The organism is Myxococcales bacterium, from assembly GCA_016717005.1.
Lineage (GTDB): Bacteria > Myxococcota_A > Polyangia > Haliangiales > Haliangiaceae > UBA2376.
Genome location: JADJUF010000037.1, coordinates 421187 through 438667 on the forward strand (window position 1 = coordinate 421187; position 17481 = coordinate 438667).

General features: G+C 75.0%; 16 protein-coding genes. 6 read left to right on the forward strand and 10 right to left on the reverse strand.

The window, feature by feature from the left end:
- Both IPL61_25420 and obgE read right to left on the reverse strand, forming a co-directional pair.
- A complete protein-coding gene (locus IPL61_25420) occupies window positions 1-861 on the reverse strand; it encodes a hypothetical protein (protein MBK9034567.1) in 861 nt (286 codons plus the stop codon).
- 467 nt (window positions 862-1328) lie between these two features.
- The gene (gene obgE / locus IPL61_25425) at window positions 1329-2342 is read right to left on the reverse strand and encodes a GTPase ObgE (protein MBK9034568.1); all 1014 of its coding nucleotides are present in this window, start codon (window positions 2340-2342) and stop codon (window positions 1329-1331) included.
- Window positions 2343-2397: 55 nt separating this feature from the next.
- On the opposite strand from obgE, the gene IPL61_25430 reads away from it, so the two are divergent.
- The gene (locus IPL61_25430; protein MBK9034569.1) at window positions 2398-3489 is read left to right on the forward strand and encodes a hypothetical protein; all 1092 of its coding nucleotides are present in this window, start codon (window positions 2398-2400) and stop codon (window positions 3487-3489) included.
- Window positions 3486-4103 carry an ATP-binding cassette domain-containing protein gene (locus tag IPL61_25435; GenBank protein MBK9034570.1) on the forward strand — a complete coding sequence of 206 codons (618 nt, stop codon included), beginning with the start codon at window positions 3486-3488 and terminating at the stop codon, window positions 4101-4103. The genes IPL61_25430 and IPL61_25435 overlap by 4 nt, the downstream gene beginning before the upstream one ends.
- Window positions 4104-4165: 62 nt before the next feature.
- On the opposite strand, the gene IPL61_25440 is transcribed toward IPL61_25435, so the two are convergent.
- The 4 genes from IPL61_25440 to IPL61_25455 all read right to left on the reverse strand — a co-directional run bounded on the left by IPL61_25440 (window position 4166) and on the right by IPL61_25455 (window position 7404).
- Window positions 4166-4369 carry a hypothetical protein gene (locus tag IPL61_25440; protein MBK9034571.1) on the reverse strand — a complete coding sequence of 68 codons (204 nt, stop codon included), beginning with the start codon at window positions 4367-4369 and terminating at the stop codon, window positions 4166-4168.
- Window positions 4370-4485: 116 nt separating this feature from the next.
- On the reverse strand, window positions 4486-5586 hold the full coding sequence (locus tag IPL61_25445; GenBank protein MBK9034572.1) for a TerC family protein: 1101 nt from the start codon (window positions 5584-5586) through the stop codon (window positions 4486-4488).
- Window positions 5587-5771: 185 nt separating this feature from the next.
- Window positions 5772-6071, reverse strand: coding sequence for a zf-TFIIB domain-containing protein (locus IPL61_25450; protein MBK9034573.1), 300 nt, complete (start codon window positions 6069-6071; stop codon window positions 5772-5774).
- Window positions 6072-6261: 190 nt separating this feature from the next.
- A complete protein-coding gene (locus IPL61_25455) occupies window positions 6262-7404 on the reverse strand; it encodes a Rieske 2Fe-2S domain-containing protein (GenBank protein ID MBK9034574.1) in 1143 nt (380 codons plus the stop codon).
- A gap of 146 nt (window positions 7405-7550) precedes the next feature.
- Between IPL61_25455 and IPL61_25460 the strand changes: the two genes are divergently transcribed.
- Window positions 7551-8366: a hypothetical protein gene (locus tag IPL61_25460; GenBank protein MBK9034575.1), complete on the forward strand. Its 816-nt coding sequence runs from the start codon at window positions 7551-7553 to the stop codon at window positions 8364-8366.
- Window positions 8367-8379: 13 nt separating this feature from the next.
- Here the strand turns inward: IPL61_25460 and IPL61_25465 are convergent, their stop codons facing one another.
- Complete coding sequence (locus tag IPL61_25465) at window positions 8380-8913, reverse strand: hypothetical protein (protein MBK9034576.1); 534 nt, start codon at window positions 8911-8913, stop codon at window positions 8380-8382.
- Window positions 8914-9054: 141 nt separating this feature from the next.
- On the opposite strand from IPL61_25465, the gene IPL61_25470 reads away from it, so the two are divergent.
- Window positions 9055-11940 (forward strand): serine/threonine protein kinase, encoded by a 2886-nt coding sequence (locus tag IPL61_25470; protein ID MBK9034577.1) that lies wholly within the window; start codon window positions 9055-9057, stop codon window positions 11938-11940.
- Between the two features lie 9 nt (window positions 11941-11949).
- On the opposite strand, the gene IPL61_25475 is transcribed toward IPL61_25470, so the two are convergent.
- Window positions 11950-12393: a hypothetical protein gene (locus tag IPL61_25475; GenBank protein MBK9034578.1), complete on the reverse strand. Its 444-nt coding sequence runs from the start codon at window positions 12391-12393 to the stop codon at window positions 11950-11952.
- 192 nt (window positions 12394-12585) lie between these two features.
- Here IPL61_25475 and IPL61_25480 point away from each other — a divergent pair, with 192 nt between their 5' ends.
- Window positions 12586-13905, forward strand: coding sequence for a sigma 54-interacting transcriptional regulator (locus IPL61_25480; protein MBK9034579.1), 1320 nt, complete (start codon window positions 12586-12588; stop codon window positions 13903-13905).
- A gap of 3 nt (window positions 13906-13908) precedes the next feature.
- Here IPL61_25480 and IPL61_25485 read toward each other — a convergent pair whose 3' ends face one another.
- On the reverse strand, window positions 13909-15231 hold the full coding sequence (locus IPL61_25485) for a hypothetical protein (GenBank protein MBK9034580.1): 1323 nt from the start codon (window positions 15229-15231) through the stop codon (window positions 13909-13911).
- 1 nt (window position 15232) lies between these two features.
- Entirely contained in the window at window positions 15233-15589 is a 357-nt protein-coding gene (locus IPL61_25490; protein MBK9034581.1) for a hypothetical protein, read from the reverse strand.
- A gap of 259 nt (window positions 15590-15848) precedes the next feature.
- On the opposite strand from IPL61_25490, the gene IPL61_25495 reads away from it, so the two are divergent.
- The gene (locus tag IPL61_25495) at window positions 15849-17375 is read left to right on the forward strand and encodes a DUF2330 domain-containing protein (GenBank protein ID MBK9034582.1); all 1527 of its coding nucleotides are present in this window, start codon (window positions 15849-15851) and stop codon (window positions 17373-17375) included.
- Window positions 17376-17481: the final 106 nt, after the last annotated feature.

A 17481-nucleotide genomic window follows, 5' to 3' on the forward strand; every position in this document is an offset into this window, starting at 1 on the left:
TTACTTCTCCCCGGTCCCGGCCGTCACCTTGAAGTCGATCGCCGGGCGCTTCTCGAGCGGCGTCGTGCGGCCACCCTTCTCGAAGCCCGAGGCCTCGATGCGCGTGGCCTTGCCCTCGGCGGCGGTGAACGTGTGGCTGGCGCGGACGGTGAACGTGTACTTGGTGAGGTACTTGAACACGCCGTAGCCGTGGCCGCGGTAGACCGCGAGCGCGCTGATCGAGTGGCTGCCGGGCGAGATCGGCCCGGTCAGGATGTCGAACGACTTGGTCTTGTACAGGTTCGGGCTGGTCTCCTCGGCGCGCGCGAACACCTGGGTGCCGTCGAGCGCGTAGACCAGGCGGATCAGGCGGAACGAGCTGCCCATCTTGTTGTCGTGGACCAGCGTCGCCTGCGCGCCGACGCCGCCGCCGATGACCGCCTCCTTGAGCTGGGTCGTGCGCGCCTTGGCGCGCCACGCCCGCTCCTTGAGCGCCTGCACCCGCTGCTCGAGGCGGCGGAGGCGCAGGTTGACCGGCATCGACTCCGGGTCGACGGTGTCGGCGGTCGCGGTCTGGTTGGGATCGGTCGGGTCGGTGGGCCCGGTCGTCGGCGTGCCCGGCAGCGGCGCGCCCGTGGTCGGCGTGCCGGTCGTCGGCGTCGGCGTGCCGGTCGTCGGCGTCGGCGTGCCGGTCGTCGGCGTCGGCGTGCCCGTGGTCGGCGTGCCCGTCGTCGGCGTCGGCGTGCCCGTCGTCGGCGTCGGCGTGCCCGTCGTCGGCGTGGTGCCCGGCTGGGCCGCCACGACACCGCTGGCGAGCGCCAGCGCGAGGACAGTGACGGTGGTGCGGTCGAGACCGCGGCGGATAGACGGGTGTTGACGCATGGGGCTCCGCACCGGCGAACCGGTCCACGATGGCCGAGGGACGGCTCGGCCAATCTCTAGTGGAATGGAGTAGTTGTAACACCCGCCCGGGGATGGATCAAACCCGCTCGCCCCTGGTCTTGACCGCCGTCACGATCTTGCAGAAACCTGAAATCAGGGGTGAATTTTGCCACCGGCGGCGGATGGGGTCGCGCCTACCCCGCGCCTCTCCGATCGCGTTGCCCAGCCAGCGGCCAGGAACGAGGCGCCGGTCACACGCAATAGACCGTGACCTGATGTGCGTGGCTGAGCACGCTGGAGGTCACGGTGACTGGATCGTCGCCCGCCAGCGTCGTGAGGTGCGCGGCGGTGCCAGCCCCGCGACCGCGACCGCGCGCCCGATGGGCCGGAAGAACTCGGCGCGGGTCACGGGCGGCATGCGCGCAGGATGACCGCGCGCGGGCGCTGGCCGGCGCCGCCGTCAGCCCTCACGCCGGGCGCGGGTGGCTCAGGCGCCACAGCGCCTCGAGCACCGCGTCGACGCCGTCGCCGGTCGCGGCCGACATCGTGTGCAGCGTGACGCCGCGGGCCGCGAACTGCGCGACCAGCTCGTCGACCGAGCCGTGGGTGGTGCCGGCGTCGAGCTTGTTGAGCACGACCAGCTGGGGCGTGCGCACCAGGTCGGGCGCGTACCGGGCCAGCTCGCCGTTGATGACGTCGAAGTCCTTGACCGGATCGCGGTCGGGGCCGGTCGTGAAGGTGTCGTCGATGATGTGCAGGAGCGCGCGGCAGCGCTCGACGTGGCGCAGGAACTGGTGGCCGAGCCCGGCGCCCTCGGCCGCGCCCTCGATCAGGCCCGGGATGTCGGCGATGACCATCGTCCGCTCGTCGGACAGCCGCACGACCCCGAGGTTCGGCACCAGCGTCGTGAACGGATAGTCGGCGACCTTGGGCCGCGCCCGCGACACCCGCGAGATGAACGTCGACTTGCCGACGTTGGGGTAGCCGAGCAGCCCGACGTCGGCCAGGAGCTTGAGCTCGAGCCGGAGCGCGCGCTCCTCGCCGACGCCGCCGGGCTCGCACGTGCGCGGCGCCTGGTTCCACGGGGTCTTGAAGTGGATGTTGCCGCGCCCGCCCTTGCCGCCCTGGGCGATGACGGCGGTGGCGCCGTCGACCGCGAGGTCGGCCAGCAGATCGCTTGTGGCGGCGTCGTAGATCATCGTGCCGACCGGGACCCGGAGCACCAGGTCGGGCGACGCGGCGCCGTACTGATCCTTGGAGCGACCGTGCTCGCCGTTGCCGCCCTTGTAGTGGCGGCGGTAGCGGAAGTCGAGCAGGGTGTTGAGCTGGACGTCGGCCCGGAACACGACGCTGCCGCCGTCGCCGCCGTCGCCGCCCGACGGCCCGCCCAGCGGCACGTTGTCCTCGCGCCGGAACGCCGCGGAGCCGTTGCCGCCATCGCCGGCCTTGACCTGGATCGTGGCCTCGTCGATGAACTGCATGGCGGTCGAGACATAGGGCCAGCGTCGGGCCGGGTCAAGCTGTATGGTCACGCCGATGCGCGCGCCGTCGCCGACCGCCGGGGCCTGGGTCCACGCCGCCCGGGTGTGGGCGGGCGCGCTCGGTCGCGCCGGGTTCCGGCGGGCGCTGCCGGCGTGGCTGGGCGTGGCGATCGTCGGGGGCGCGGTGTTCGGCGGCAACGGCCTGGGCCCGCGCGACGTCGCGGCGCTGGCGGTGGGCGCGCCGCGGCTGGTGCTGGTGGTGGCGCTGGCGTGGCTGGTGCTCCTGACGCCGGCGGTGCGGGCCGCGGTCGCGGCGCCAGGCCTCGACCTCCTGCGCAGCTTGCCCGGGGCGCCGGGCCTCGAGGCGATGACGCGGGTGCTGGTGGCCCTGGGGGTGCACGCGCCCTGGGCCGCGATCGCGATCCCGGCGGGCGGCGCGGTCGGGGCCCTGTCGTGGCTGGCGATGGCGACCACGTCGCTGGCGGTGACCGCGGCGGCCCAGCGCTGGGTCCGGGCGCCCGGGCGGCCGCGCTGGCGGGCCCCGGTGCCGGCGTTGATCGGCGTCCACCTCCGGGCGATCGTCCGGCGCCGCGGCGGCAGCCTCGGCTTCGCCGCCGGCCTGGCCTTGCTGGCGGGCGCGCTGGGCGCGGCGATGGTGCACAGCGCGCAGGTCGGAGCCGGCGCGTCGGCGGCCCTGGTCGGGGCCTGCGGCGCGGTCGCGATCGCGTGCGGCCTGGCGGCGATCGCGACCGTCGTCGTCGAGGATCGCCGCGCCCTGACCCCGTGGCTGGCGGCGGCCTCCGCCGGCGCGGCGGTCCCGATCGCCGCGGTCGTGGTGCTCGCCAGCGTCGGCACCAGCCTGGGCGCGCTGACCGGCGCCACCGCGATCGCGCTGGGCGCCCCGTCGGCCGCGCACGTCGGCGCGATCGTCGCGATCGCCGCGGCGGTCGGCCTGGGCCTGGGCCTGGCGATGACCGCGGTCGCCGGGCGCGCGGCGACGACGCCCAACCCCGGCCAGGCGATCGCGGCCGGCGCCGCCGGGCTCGCGCTGGCGTCGGTGATCGCGATCGGGGTGCTGGCGCTGACCGGCGTCGCGGCGATCGTCGGCGTCGGCGCCGGCCTGGCCGCGGGAGCGCCGCGCCGATGACCCCGGCGATCGAGGTGCGCGGGCTCGGCAAGCGCCGCGGCGCGCGCTGGGTCGTCGACGAGGTGTCGTTCGCGATCGCGCCGGGCGAGATCGTCGCGCTGATCGGCGGCAACGGCGCCGGCAAGAGCACGACCCTGGCGATGATCGCCGGCGCGCTCGCGGTCGATCGCGGCTGGGTCGCGATCGCCGGCGCCACCTCGGGCGCGCGCCGCCGGGTCGGCTATGTCCCCGAGGGCGCCGACCCGCCCGGCCACCTGACCGCGGCCGAGCTGTGGGCGCTGGTCGGCGGGCTGCGCGGCGGCGCCACGCTGGCGCCCGAGGTCCACGCCGCGCTGGCGCTCGACGCGGTCGCCGACCGACCGTTCGCGAAGATGTCCCTGGGCCAGCGCCGCCGCGCGTGCCTGGCCGCGGCGCTGATCGGCGCGCCGCCGGCGCTGATCCTCGACGAGCCCGACAACGGCCTCGACGCGACCGCGCTGACCGCGATGGCGGCGCTGCTCACCGCCGCCGCCGCCGCCGGGGCCGGCGTCGTGATCGCGACCCACGATCCCGCGGTGCACACCGGCCTCGCGGCGCGGACGCTGACGCTGGTCGACGGCCGCCTGGCGACGTAGCCGGCGCGCGCAGGCAGCACCTCGGGCAACGCCTGCGGCGCCAACGCCGGCTGCTGCTCGCACTACTGCGACGGCGGGGTCTGCAACGACGCGCCGTCGCACTGCACCCAGATCGGTGACACCTGCCAGTTCGGCAGCGAGTGCTGCAGCGGCCTGTGCAACGTGGCCGCCGGCGCGACCCTCGGCGTGTGCGCCGTGGTCCCGGCCGGCGGCGCGACCGGCTGCACCAGCGCCGGCGAGGTGTGCGGCGCCGGCGCCGACGACATGGGCGGCGCGCTGCCGGGATCGGATCGCGGTTGGTGCCCTGGCGGCCCGCCATCCGCCACCCGGCGGCTGCGATGGCGGCGGACGCCCGGCCGCGCGACCGACGACGTCGGTCGGGTCAGCTCACCGGCGTGGCGGGCTCGCGCCGCCCGGCCGCGACCGACGCGAGCACGCCGGTGGCGATGATGCCGGCGACCACGCCGAGGACGTAGAAGTTGAAGTGGTCACCCATCCAGGACTTGAGCCAGCTGTGGGTCATCATCTTGACGCCGATCACCATCAGCACGACCGACAGCGCGACCTTGAGGTAGCGGAACGTGTCGATCATCCCGGCCAGCGCGAAGTACAGGCTGCGCAGGCCGAGGATGGCGAAGATGTTGCTGGTGAAGACCAGGAACGGGTCGGTGGTGATCGCGAAGATCGCCGGGATCGAGTCGACCGCGAAGATGAGGTCGGTCAGCTCGACCAGGAGCAGGGCCAGGAACAGCGGCGTCGCCAGCAGCGCGCCGCGCCTGGCGAGGTCGACCACGCGGTCGACCTCGGGCGCGCCGCCAGCGACCGCCGGGGCGTGGGCGGCCGGCGTGCCGGCCCGGACGAAGAACCGCTCGCCGTGGTAGCGGTCGGTCACCGGGATCAGGCGCCGGACCAGCCGCACCACCAGGTTGTCGTTGAGGTCGGTCGCGCCGCCGCGCATCAGCAACATCTTCAGCCCGGTGATGATCAGGAACGCGCCGAAGACGTAGATGATCCAGGTGAAGCGCGTGATCAGCGCAGCCCCGACCGCGATCATCACGCCGCGCATGAGCAGCGCGCCGACGATGCCCCAGAACAGCACCCGGTGCTGGTAGATCGGGGGCACGGCGAAGAATCCGAAGATCATCGCGATCACGAAGATGTTGTCGACCGCCAGCGACTTCTCGACCAGGAACCCGGTCAGGTACTTGATCGCCGCGCTGCCACCGTCGTTGTAGATCGGGGTGCCGTCCGCGGCCACCGCCGGGGTGGCCATGGTGTCGACGGTGGTGCCCAGCCCCAGCCAGCCGTGCTCATAGCCGACGTAGATGAACCCGGTGAACGCCAGGCCCAGGCTGATCCAGCTCCCTGACCAGGTCAGGGCTTCCCGCATCTTCACGACGTGGGCCTGGCGGTGGAACACCCCGAGGTCGAGCACCAGCAGGGCGAGGATGAACGCGACGAAGCCACCGTAGAGCCATTCCATGGCGATCTCCAGAAGAGGGGAAGCGCCCGTTCGTCAGGCGCCTCGGTCGCTCAGATTCAGAATCAGAGCTGTAACTTTTTCGGTCGATCACCGAGCCGCGCGCCGGGAGTCTCGCGTCTTGGGTGGGGGCTCTGTCGGGGCTTGCCCCCGACGGGGGAGGGCCCGGCGTCAGGCGCCTCGGTCGCTCAGTCGAAGATGTCCCACCACGACCGCCTGCGGCCGCCGTGGCGGCTGCGGTCGTCGTCGTCGTCGTCGTCGCGGCGGCGGCGATCGTCATCGTCGCGCGGGCCCGGGCCGGCCGCGGGCCGGGGCGGGGCGCCTCGAGCCTCGCGGGGCGTCGCCTCGGCGTCGCGGGCGCGGCCGATCAGCTTCTCCAGCTCGCCGCGATCGAGCCAGATGCCGCGACAGCGTTCGCAGCGGTCGATGGTGACGCCGTCGCGGTCCAGCTCGAGCAGGGACGAATCGTTGCAGCGGGGACAGTTCATGGGCTTCTCCGGGTGGGCGGGCGCGACCGCCGGGTGGCGCGCGGGGCGTGGGCCGTGGTGTTCATGGCCTCAACGTGGGGCCGCGGCGGGCTCGCGTCGAATCGAAAGTTTCCGTCGTAATGTTAGACAAAAGCGACATAAGGTCAGCGCGGACGCTGCCCCTGGTCGACGGCCGCCTGGCGACGTCGCGCTACGCGCCGGCGACGTCGCGCGCGATCTTGCGGTGCAGCCAGTGCACCGCCTGCTCGGCCTCGGGCGCGAACCGCGTGCGCGGCGCGAAGCCCGAGCGCAGCCCGCGCGCCACCTGGGCCAGGGCGTCGACGTCCTCGGCGTCGACCTGCGCCGACAGCCACCGTCGGTCGCGCTCGGCGTAGCGGGCCGGGTCGAGCACCCAGTGGTACCAGCCGAAGCGGATCGCGTCGGGGCGATCGGCCAGCGGCTGGTACAGGTTGATCGACAGGCCCCACGGATAATAGTTGAGCGTCAGGTTGGGGTAGACGAACCACCACAGCGCGAACACGCGCCGGCCGCCGGGATCGGCGAAGCGCTCGGGCACCAGCGCCGGGTCGAAGCCGTCGGCGGGGTCGCGCGCGTACGCCCACTGCAGCACCGCGTGGTCGTGGAGCTCGGTGGTGTAGCTGGCCAGATCGATCGCGTCGGCGAGCCCGCCGGGGGCGCGGTGGATGTAGCCGATGTGGAAGCGATCGAGGTAGTTGCCGGCGTGGTGCTTCCAGTTGCCGGTGACCTCGCGGACCTCGCACCGGCCCCGCTCGAGCTGGTCCGGAAACCGGACGAGGCTGGCGTCGATCGGCGCCAGCACGTCGGCCAGCGGCGGCGCCGCGTCGTCGAGCGCGGCCAGCACCAGCCGGCGCCAGCTCGCCACCGGCAGCGCGCGCAGGTGGTCGCACGCCCGCGGGAAGTCGCGGGCGCCCTGGAACCCCGGCTGCGACACGAACCGCCCGGCGCAGTCGAACCGGCGCCCGTGCTGGCCGCACACCAAGGTCGGGCCGCGCGCCGGGCCCGGCACCAGCGGGAACCACGCGTGCGTGCAGGTGTTGGGGAACAGGCGCAGCGCGTCGTCGTCCCAGCCGCGCTGCAGGAACAGCGGCCGCCCGGCCACGGTCACCGGCACGCGCGCGCCGCGCGCCGCCACCTGCTCGACCAGCGGCCGCGGCTCGTCGTCGCTGTCGCGCTCGGGCACGAGCTGCCAGCCGCGGGTGAACACCGTCGCCAGCTCGCGCTCGAGCCACGCCCGCTCGGTGAACGCCCGCGCCGGCAGCGACTCGGCGACGGCGATGTCCTCGGCTACGTGGGCGTCGTCCGCGGTGACCATGGGCCGACGATACACGCCCGGCGCGCCGAACTTGAGCGGGTGCGGCGCGCGGGGCCCGGGTCCGGAGCGAGCCCGACGCCGCCGTGCGCCCGCGACGTGGTGCCGCGGCCCGGATGATCGCGCGCCGACCGCGTTACGCTCACCCCATGTCGCACAGCGCTGGCCTGGTGTTCGTCGCGGTCGTGCTCGGCGCGTGCGGCGGCGATCGCCCGGCGGCGCCTACGATCCACAACCAACCCTCGGATCCCACGATGGCCACGACCACCGAGCTGCCCGTCACCGCCCGCTGGGCCGGCCCGATCCAGGTCGGCGCCGACGACCCCGGCCTGGTCGCCCTGGCGATCCGCGACGCCGCGGCCTACGACGCGCTGCTCGCGCGCCTGCCCGCGCACCGGATCCAGATGAAGCAGCCGGCGCCGCCCAGCGACGATCCGCTGCGCGCGCGCCCGCCGATCGAGTTCGCGACGCGCATGCTCGTGGTCGTGACCCGCGGCGACACGGTCGGCGCGCCGACGATCGCGCGGGTCGAGGCCGGCCCCGACCGCGTCGTCGTCCGCGTCGTCGCCCCGAGCCCGCCGCCCGAGGCCCGGCCGCTCGGCGTCGGCGGCTACGCCGCGGTCGAGGTGCCGCGCGTCGACGGGCCCGTGACGATCGTCGGCCCGCGGGTGATCACCGACCCGGCCGACGTGCCCGGCGCGGTCGGCGAGCTGGTGACCCTGCGCGGGCCGCTCGCGCGCACGCGCTTGCCGACCTTGCTCGGCGTCGACATCGACGAGGGCGACGCCGACGGCGACGCCCCGACCGAGGCCAGCGGCTGGCTCGAGCGGACCGTCGTCACCCAGGCCGAGATCGACGCGCAGATCGCGGCGTCCGGCCAGTTCGCCCACCGCGGCCCCGGCACGTTCTACGCCCTGCGGGCGCCGGTCGGCGACGGCCTGGCCGCCGCGCGCCGCGCGTGGTGACGCGGCCGCGCCATCACTTCACCAGCGGCCGGTCGTCCGGGCAGCGCGTCAGCTCGCTGATCGGGTCGGCGTCGCCGTCGCGCTTGATGCTGTCGAAGCACACCTGGAACGTCACGGCCGACGCCGGCACCGGCTTCTCGCCCCAGTCGTCCAGCTTGATCCCCCAGTCGGCCTTGCCGCCCGGGGCGATCTCACCGTTCCAGGACAGCGGCGGCGAGCTGCGCATGACCTGCTTGCCGGCCTGGTCGTACGCGTAGCCGGTGATCGCGATGTACTTGATCGTCTGCGTGCCCAGGTTGTAGGCGTCGTAGGTCGGCCAGCCGCTCTTGTCGCGCTTGGCGAGCTGCCGGAACTTCACCGACTCGAACGGCGCGGTGGCGGCCGGCGTGATCGTGCCGGGATCGGGATCGGCCGTCAGCGCCGCGTAGCTAGGCGCCTTGCCCCCGGCCTTCGAGCCGCCACCCTTGCTGTCGGCCTTGCCGCCCTTGCAGCCGGCGGTGGCGGCGAGCGCCGCGGTCAGGATCATCGTCGTCGTGGTGCGAATCATCGGAACCTCCTGAGGTCCACAATTGCAAGGCGGTGGCCAGCTCGACCCGCGTCGCGCGCGCCCGCCGGGCGCATCCTCGACGGGCCCTGCCGACACCGTGACGTCACCGTGTCGCTGGCGGCTGCGGTACGCTCGCGGGCGATGGAGCCGGGCGCTGACGATCCCCGGGGGGTGGCCGAGGGCGACACGGAGGTCGCGCCGACCGCGCCCGCGCCGCCGCGGACGATCACCGACACCGGCGAGGCGCTGGCGGCGACCGTCGACGGACGCGGCCCCCGCGGGTCGCCGCCCGTCGACGACTGGGTCGGGCGTACGATCGGTCGCTATCGCCTCGAGGCCCGGCTCGGCGCCGGCGGCATGGGCGTGGTGTGGGCCGCGCTCGACCCCGCGCTCGATCGGCGGGTGGCGCTGAAGGTGCTGCCGCCGCTCGAGCCCGATCGCCGCGCCCACCTCGAGGTCCGGCTGCGGCGCGAGGCCCAGGCGCTGGCGCGGCTCGATCACCCCAACGTGATCGCGGTCTACGACGTCGGCGTCGCCGCCGAGAGCGTCTTCATCGCGATGCAGCTGGTCGACGGCGCCACGCTCGATGGCCACCTCGCCAGCGCGCGGCCGCCACCGGCGCGCGTGATCGCGCTGTACCTCGACGCCTGCCGCGGGCTCGCCGCCGCCCACGACGCCGGCATCATCCACCGCGACGTCAAGCCGTCGAACCTGCTGGTCGACAAGGCTGGCCGGCTCTACGTCGGCGATTTCGGCCTGGCCCGCGGCGCCGGCACCGTCGACGACGCCAGCCCCGGCGATCACAGCCTGCTCAGCGCCGAGATGACCCGGGCTGGCGCGGTCATGGGCACGCCGCTGTACATGGCGCCCGAGCAACACGCGGGCGAAGCCGCGACCGCCCGCGCCGATCAGTACAGCCTGTGCGTGTCGATGTGGGAGGCGCTGTTCGGCCAGCACCCGTTCGCGACCGGGCGCTGGGACCACGACGCCGCGCTGGCGGCGATGCGCGCCGATCGCCCCGTCGAACCGGCGCACCGACGCGGCGTCCCCCCGCGCGTCACGCGCGCGCTGCGGCGCGGGTTGGCGTTCGATCCCGCCGCCCGCTTCGCGTCGATGGCCGACCTGGCCGCCGCGATCGGCCCCCGCGGTCACGGCGCGCGGATCGCGGCCGGCGCCGGCGCCCTGGGCATCGGCGGCGCGGTCGCGCTGACGCTCACGCTCACGTCGTCGGCGGCGACCAACCCGTGCGCGCACAGCGGCGCCGGCCTCGACGCGCGCTGGTCGACCACCACCCGCCAGCAGCTCGCGAGCTCGCTCGCGGCGATCGCCGACGGCCCGGGCCCCGCCGCCGGCGACCGCGCGCTGCAGCTGCTCGATCAGCGGGCCGACCGCTGGCGCGCCACCGCGATCGAGACCTGCGAGGCCACCCGCGTCCGCCACGCCGTCCCGGTCGCGACCATGCGCGCGCGCGCCGCGTGCCTCGACCGCAGCCTGGCGAGCTTCTCGGCCGCGGTCGCGGAGCTCGGTCGCGCCGCGACCGTCGCCGATCTGTACGCCAGCGCCGCGGTGGCGCGGGCCGGGCTCGACGCGTCGGCGTGCGCTACCGCGGTGACGCCGCCGGCCGCGCCGCCGTCGCGCGACCTGATCGATCGCGTCGCCGCGCTGCAGGTGATGACCGCCGCCGGCCGCACCCGCGAGGCGCTGGCCGACGGTCCGGCGCTCGCGGCCGAGGCCGAGCGCGCGGGCGACACCGAATCCGCGGCCAACGCGTGGTGGACCGTGGCGCAGGCGTCGGGCTGGACCTCGACGGCGCTGGCCCGCGACGCCACGCGCCGCGCCGCGCAGGCCGCCACCGCCATCGGGCACCACGAGCGCGCGGCCGAGGCCTGGGCCAGCGCGATCGACCGCGCGGGCGTCGCCGGCGACTGGCGGGCGATCGACGACCTGCTGGCGATGGCGCGCGGCGCGGCGACCGCGGCCGGCACCGTCGAGAGCCAGCTCCTGGTCGACGCCGCCGAGGCGTCGGTGGCGGTCGAGAAGGCCGACTACCCGCGCGCCGAGGAGCTGGCGCGACAGGTGCTCGACGCCACCGCGGACCGGCCCGGCGCCGGGTCGCGCAGCCGCGCGTTCGACGTCCTCGGCGACGTCTACCTGCGCTCGCGCCGCTGGCCCCAGCTGGCCGAGCTGGCGCGGGCGCAGCACGCGCGCGCGCAGGCCGAGTACGGCGCCGCCAGCCCGCGCGCCGCCGCGCAGCTGGGCAGGATCGCGATCGCCGAGTACTTCCTCGGCAACGACGCTGAGGCAGCGCGGCTGTGGGATCAGGGCGAGGCCGAGCTGACGCGCGCCTACGACGGCCCCAGCGTGGCGCTGGTCAACGCGTTGTACGACCGCATCCGCACCGTCAGCAGCGAGGGCAACGAGTGGTCTCCCGCGGCGCGCGAGCTGGTGGCGCGCTCGGCGACCGCGGCCGCCGCGGTGCTGCCGCCCGACGACCAGCAGGTGGGCCGCATCGTCTTCAACCAGGCGCGCATCGCCGCCGCCGATGACCGCGGCGACGAGGCGCGGGCGCTGTTCGATCGCGCGGTCGCCATCTACGCGGCCCAGGACAACGTCAAGGAGTGGGCCGTGGTCGCCAACGGCGCGGCGATGTTCGACCAGGCCGACGACCACTGCGATCGCGCGATCGTGCGGTTCGAGGAGATCATCACGCGCGGCACCGCGGCCGAGCTGTCGCCGCGGTTCCTGGGCCTGGCCCGCTGCGGCCTGGGCTCGTGCCAGACCATCGCCGACGCCGACCGCGGGATCGAGACCCTCCTGGCCGGCGCCGCGCAGCTCGTCGACAGCGGCGTGCCGATGTTCGCGGCCCAGTGCGAGCTGGTCGCGGGCGACGTCGAGCTGCGCCGCGGGCAACGCGCCCGCGGCCTGGCGCTGGTGCAGCGCGCGCGGGCCCGCCTGGTCGGCGACAGCCCGATGGCCCAGGCGTTGCGCGCCCAGGCCGATCAGATCGCGCCGCCGCGACGCCGGTGACCCGACGGATCACGCCGGTCGGCGCAGCAGCTCGCTTGGCGACTTGACGGCGCGCAGCTTGATCCCGAGCGTCGCGCCGCCGACGCTGGCCGCGAGCGCGTCGAGGATGATCAGGAACGCGGCCACCGCGCCCATCGTGGCGGCGGCGTGGTCGGCGCGGCCGCCGGCCCCGACCGCGTTGGCGGCCGTGCTCATCACCGACTTGACGATGGCGTAGTAGACCGCGCCGAGCGCGCCCGACGCGAGCACGAACGGGCCGACCGCCTGGAGCGTGGTCGCGCGCGTCAGGTACCCCCCGAGGAACGCCATCAAGCCGACGAAGCCGAAGAACACCGCGGCGCTGACCTTCCAGCCGGCCTTGGCGGTGACGAACGACAGGCCCAGTCCGCCGACGACGGCGACCAGGGCGAAGAGCCAGACGAGATGTGCAGAGAGACGCTTGTCCGTGTCCATGATCGACCTCCGCGCCAGGTGACGAGTCCCCGCGATCGGCGCCGCGCGTCGGGGTCGGTCGCGCTTGCGACGACGTCCGCTTCATCAAGCGCCGTGCCACCGCGATCGCGCCGCGGCGCGCGTGGCGCAGGTCCGTGACCGCGCGCGGCTGACACGGTGACGACACGCCGGCGCTGCGGGTAGAATGCGCGGGTGAGCGAGACCTTGACCGACGAGCCGTCCTCCGTCGACGGGCTCGGCGCCCGTCCGGCGGTGCTGCTGATCGCCACGGGCGGGCGGTCCCTGGTGCGCGCGGTGACGGTCGCACGCGACGGCCGCGCGACGCTGGGCCGCGCGCTGCAGCTGCGCGGTGCCACCCTCGAGCTGGACGACGGCCGCGCGTCGCGCACCCACGCCGAGGTGCGCGCGGTCGGCGGGCGCTGGCGCGTCCGCGATCTCGACAGCCACAACGGCACGTTCGTCGACGGGCGCCGCGTGACCGACGAGGTCACGGTCGACGACGGCGCGCTGGTGCGGACCGGCGCGTCGCTGTTCTGGCTGTGCGCCGACGGGGCCGCGGCCCGCGACGACGGCGTGACCACCGAGGGCGGGGTCGTGCGCGGCCTCCGGTCCCACGCCGTCGACGACGCGGTCCGCCGCGCGGTCAGCGCGCCGACGCTGTTGATCCTCGGCGCCAGCGGCACCGGCAAGGAGCGGCTCGCGCGCAGCTACCACCAGCACGGCCCGCGGGCCGGCGGGCCGTTCGTGCCGGTCAACTGCGCGGCGATCCCCGAGGCCATCGCCGAGCGCGTCCTGTTCGGCTCACGCAAGGGCGCCTACTCGGGCGCCGACGACGCGCCCGGCTACGTGTCGGCGGCCCACGGCGGCACGCTGTTCCTCGACGAGCTCGGCGAGCTCGACCTGGCGCTGCAGGCCAAGCTCTTGCGCGTGCTCGAGAGCCGTGAGGTGTGGCCGGTCGGGGCCACCCGCGGCGTCCCGATCGAGCTCGGGCTGGTCGCGGCCACGCACCGCGATCTGCGCGCCGCGGTCGCGGCCGGCCGCTTCCGCGAGGACCTGTACTACCGGCTCACCAAGCCGGTGGTGCACGTGCCGGCGCTACGCGAGCGCAAGGACGAGCTCCCGGTGCTGGCCCTGCGCGCCCTGGCGGCGGTCAGTCCGACGCTGACCCTGCACCCGCGCCTGCTCGACGCGCTGTGCCTGCGGCCGTGGCCCGGCAACGTGCGCGAGCTGCTGCACGAGGTCCGGGCCGCCGCCGACGCCGCGGTCGCGGCCAACGCCCGCGAGGTCCGGCTCGAGCACCTCGCCGAGGACGCCGGCCAGAGCTTCGCGGCGCCGGCCGTCGACGCGCCCGATCAGCCCGCCCGCATCGCGACCCGCGAGCTCGACAAGGACGAGCTGGTCGCCGCCGTCGCCGCCGCGGGCGGCAACGTCTCCGCCGCCGCCCGCGCGCTGGGCCTTCATCGCACGCAGCTCTACCGCCTGCTCGATCGCCACGGCCTCGCCCGCCCGTAGCGATCACTCATCGATCCCGGCGCACATGCACGCCGGGTTCGAGCCCAGCCCCGGGGCCGTATCGCAGCTGATGTAGCCGGTCGAGATCTTCGCGGCCAGGCACGTGCCGACGCCGCCCGGCCAACCAACGCCGCGGCAGTAGACCTCGCACGAGGTCGTCCCGTTGTTGCCGTACTTGCGGAACACCCGCATCGTGTCGAGGCGCACCGGGCCACCGACGTCGAGGCGCTCGCGCGGCGCCGGCTGGTCCATGCCGACGCGGTGGTTCGCGTAGTCGAGCACCAGCGTCTGGCCGTCGAAGGCCTGGTTGCCGGCGGCGGCGTCCTTGCGCGCGACGATCGCCGAGTTGACGGCGAAGCTGGTGCCGGTCAACGTCAGTCCGGTCCCGCCGCTGTAGCTAGCGCTGGCGTCCGCCGCGCACGACCAGGTCCCGGCCGTCGCGCCGGCCTTGAGCACCTGCCCGGCCGCGCACGGACTGAGCGCGAAGCTGGTCCCGATCAGCGCGACGCCACCGTTGGTCGTCGCGCCGTATTGCGTGTCGTCATCGGGCTCGCACGTGACCGTGCCGTCCACGTTGATCTGGCGGATCGACGCCCCGGCGACGCAGGCCCCGGCGACGCGCGCCTGGATCACGCTGGTGTTGACGGCCAGCGCCACGGCGCCGCTGGCGCCGCCACCGCTGAGCCCCGCGCCGGCGGTGACGGCGGTGATGTCGCCGGTGCTGGCGCAGGCGACGCTGCCATCGCTGCCGACCGAGGCCATCGCCGTCCCGGCGGCGCAGGTGCCGGTCACGCGCGCCTGCAACATCGCCGCGGTGTACGCGCCGACGCGCGTAGCCGTGTCGGCCGTCGTCGCGGTCTGCGCCGTCTGCGCGGTCAGGGCGCTGTCGGCGCTGTCGGCGTGGACGGCGTCATCGGCGAGCGCGGCGTGGTCGGCCTCCTCGGCGCGGAGCGCGTACGGCACGCTCGCGACCGGGAGGCGCGGCGCCAGCGGCGCGCCGTCGATGCGGATCTCTAGCCAGCGCGCGCTGCCGTCGAAGACGGCCGGCGCGAACGGCGTGATCGCGTCGAGGTCGACGAACACCGCGCCGCGCACCGCCAGCACCGAGTCGTGGGCCTCGGTCCACAGCGGCGCGCCGCCCGAGACGACCGGGTAGAGCCGCAGCTCGAGGTCGTGGGCGCCGTCGACGGGGGCGCCGGCGGGATCGGTCAGACGCCCGGCCAGGTTGAGGGTGTGGGGCACGTCGGCGGCGGCCGGGCCGGTGGCGAGCGCGAGCGCCGTCGTCGAGAGGGCGCACGCGGTGATGAGCAGAGCGAGCTTGGTCATGTCAGTTTCCTCCTGCGGACACGGTGACGGTGAGGGCGCTCTCGAGCTGGTGCGCGCCGTTGCGACTGGCCCCCGGCGCAGCTCCGCCGGTGATCTCGACCTCGAGGCGGTACCGCGCGTCGGTGACCGCCCCGCCGACCACCGTGAGCTCGCGCGCGGTGCCCGGCGGCGGCGGCGGCGGCGGCGGCGGCGGCGCGTCGATCGGCGCGTCGATCGGCGCGTCGACGGCGGCCGCGTCGACGGCGGTCGCGTCGGGCGACGCCGCAGCGTCGGGCGGGGGCGTGAACGTGGCGCTCACGGTGCCGCACCCCAGGGCGCACACCGCGACGGCAGACAGGGACCAGGTGAGCAGACGCATCGGACCTCCTGCAGGTCCACTGAGCAACTGGCGCGCCGACGCAACCGCGCGCGGTCACGAGGTCCGCGCCGGCGCGGCGGCTGTCACGGGCGCGGCCGTGTCGTCACGTGTCAGGTCAGCCCGGGCCGCCCGAAGCCGACGGGCCGCGGCCCCACCCCTGCACGTCCGCGCACAACGCCCCCGCCGCGCGCACCTTACACATGAAGTTCTGCGGCGTTGACGGATCGTTCGGGGCGGCCGCGCGTGTGAAGCTGTCACCATGAAGCTCCGCCTTGCCCTCGCCGCCGCCGCGGCCGCGCTCGCGACCACGCCCACCCTCGCCCACGCCTTCTGCGGGTTCTACGTCGGCGGCGGCGGCGCCGAGCTGTTCAACAACGCCACCCAGGTCGTGCTGATGCGCGACGGCACCCGCACGGTGCTGTCGATGCAGAACAACTACCAGGGGCCGCCGTCGGACTTCGCGATGGTGGTGCCGGTGCCAGTGGTGCTGCAGGAGGCCAACGTCAAGACCCTGCCGCGCGAGGTGTTCGCCAAGGTCGATCAGATGGGCTCGCCGCGCCTGGTCGAGTACTGGGAGGCCGACCCGTGCGCGCCCGACGAGATCATGTACGACAGGTCGATGGTGCCGATGATGGAGATGGCCGACGACGCGCCGTCGTCGGCGACCGGCGGCAGCCACGGCGTCACGATCGAGGCCCAGTTCACCGTCGGCGAGTACCAGATCGTGATCCTGTCGGCCAAGGACTCGACCGGCCTCGACGCGTGGCTGCGCGAGCAGAAGTACCAGATCCCCAAGGGCGCCGAGCCGCTGCTGCGGCCGTACGTCGAGGCCGGCTCGAAGTTCTTCGTCGCCAAGGTCGACCCCAAGAAGGTCACGTTCGACCACGGCATGGCGCAGCTGTCGCCGCTGCGCTTCCACTACGACTCCGACGAGTTCTCGCTGCCGGTCCGGCTCGGCATGGCCAACTCGTCGGGCACGCAAGATCTGATCGTCAACATCCTCGCGCCGAGCCAGCGCTACCAGGTCGCCAACTACGGCAACGTCACGATCCCGACCAACCTCGACGTCAAGCCCGAGACCAAGACCCAGTTCGGCGCCTTCTACGCGGCGCTGTTCGATCGCACGGTCGAGCAGAACCCCGGCGCGGTCGTCACCGAGTACGCCTGGGACGCGTCGACCTGCGATCCGTGCCCGGGGCCGAACCTCGACGGCAACGACTTCATGACCCTGGGCGCCGACGTGCTCGGCACCGACAACTACTGGGGCCTGGTGCTGACCCGGCTGCACGCGCGCTACGCCAAGGGCGCGCTGACCGACGACCTGGTGTTCAAGGGCGCCGAGCCCATCGTCGGCGGCCGCGAGTTCGTGGTCGACGACGCCACCGGCAAGCTCGAGGAGCGCTCGCGCCCGTCCGACACCAACAACTTCCAGGGCCGCTACGCGATCCGCCACGCCTGGACCGGGCCGATCACCTGCGCCAACCCGGTCCGCGGCCGCTGGGGCGGCCCGCCCGGCGATCAGCTCGCCGACGCCACACCCCAGGCCGCGACCAACATCGCGTTCGCGCCGCGCGGCACGGTGTCGCTGCCCGACCTCGTCACCCAGGACATCCCCGAGCTCGGCGTCGTGGCCGGGGTCGCGCTGGCGGGCCCGAAGCCGGTGAGCAAGGCCTCGTACCCGGGCTGCACCTGCGCCGCGTCGGGCGGGGTCGCGGGTGGCGCCGCGGGCGCCGCGGGCGCCGGGGCGGTCCTGGCGCTGGTGCTGCGCCGCCGCCGCCGCCGGTGACCGGCCGTTCGGAGGCCCCGCCGCCGGTGTCGGCCGCCGCCGCCGGTGACCGACGGGTCGGAGGCCGCGGCTGCCGCCGGTGTCGGCCGCCGCCGGTGACCGGCCG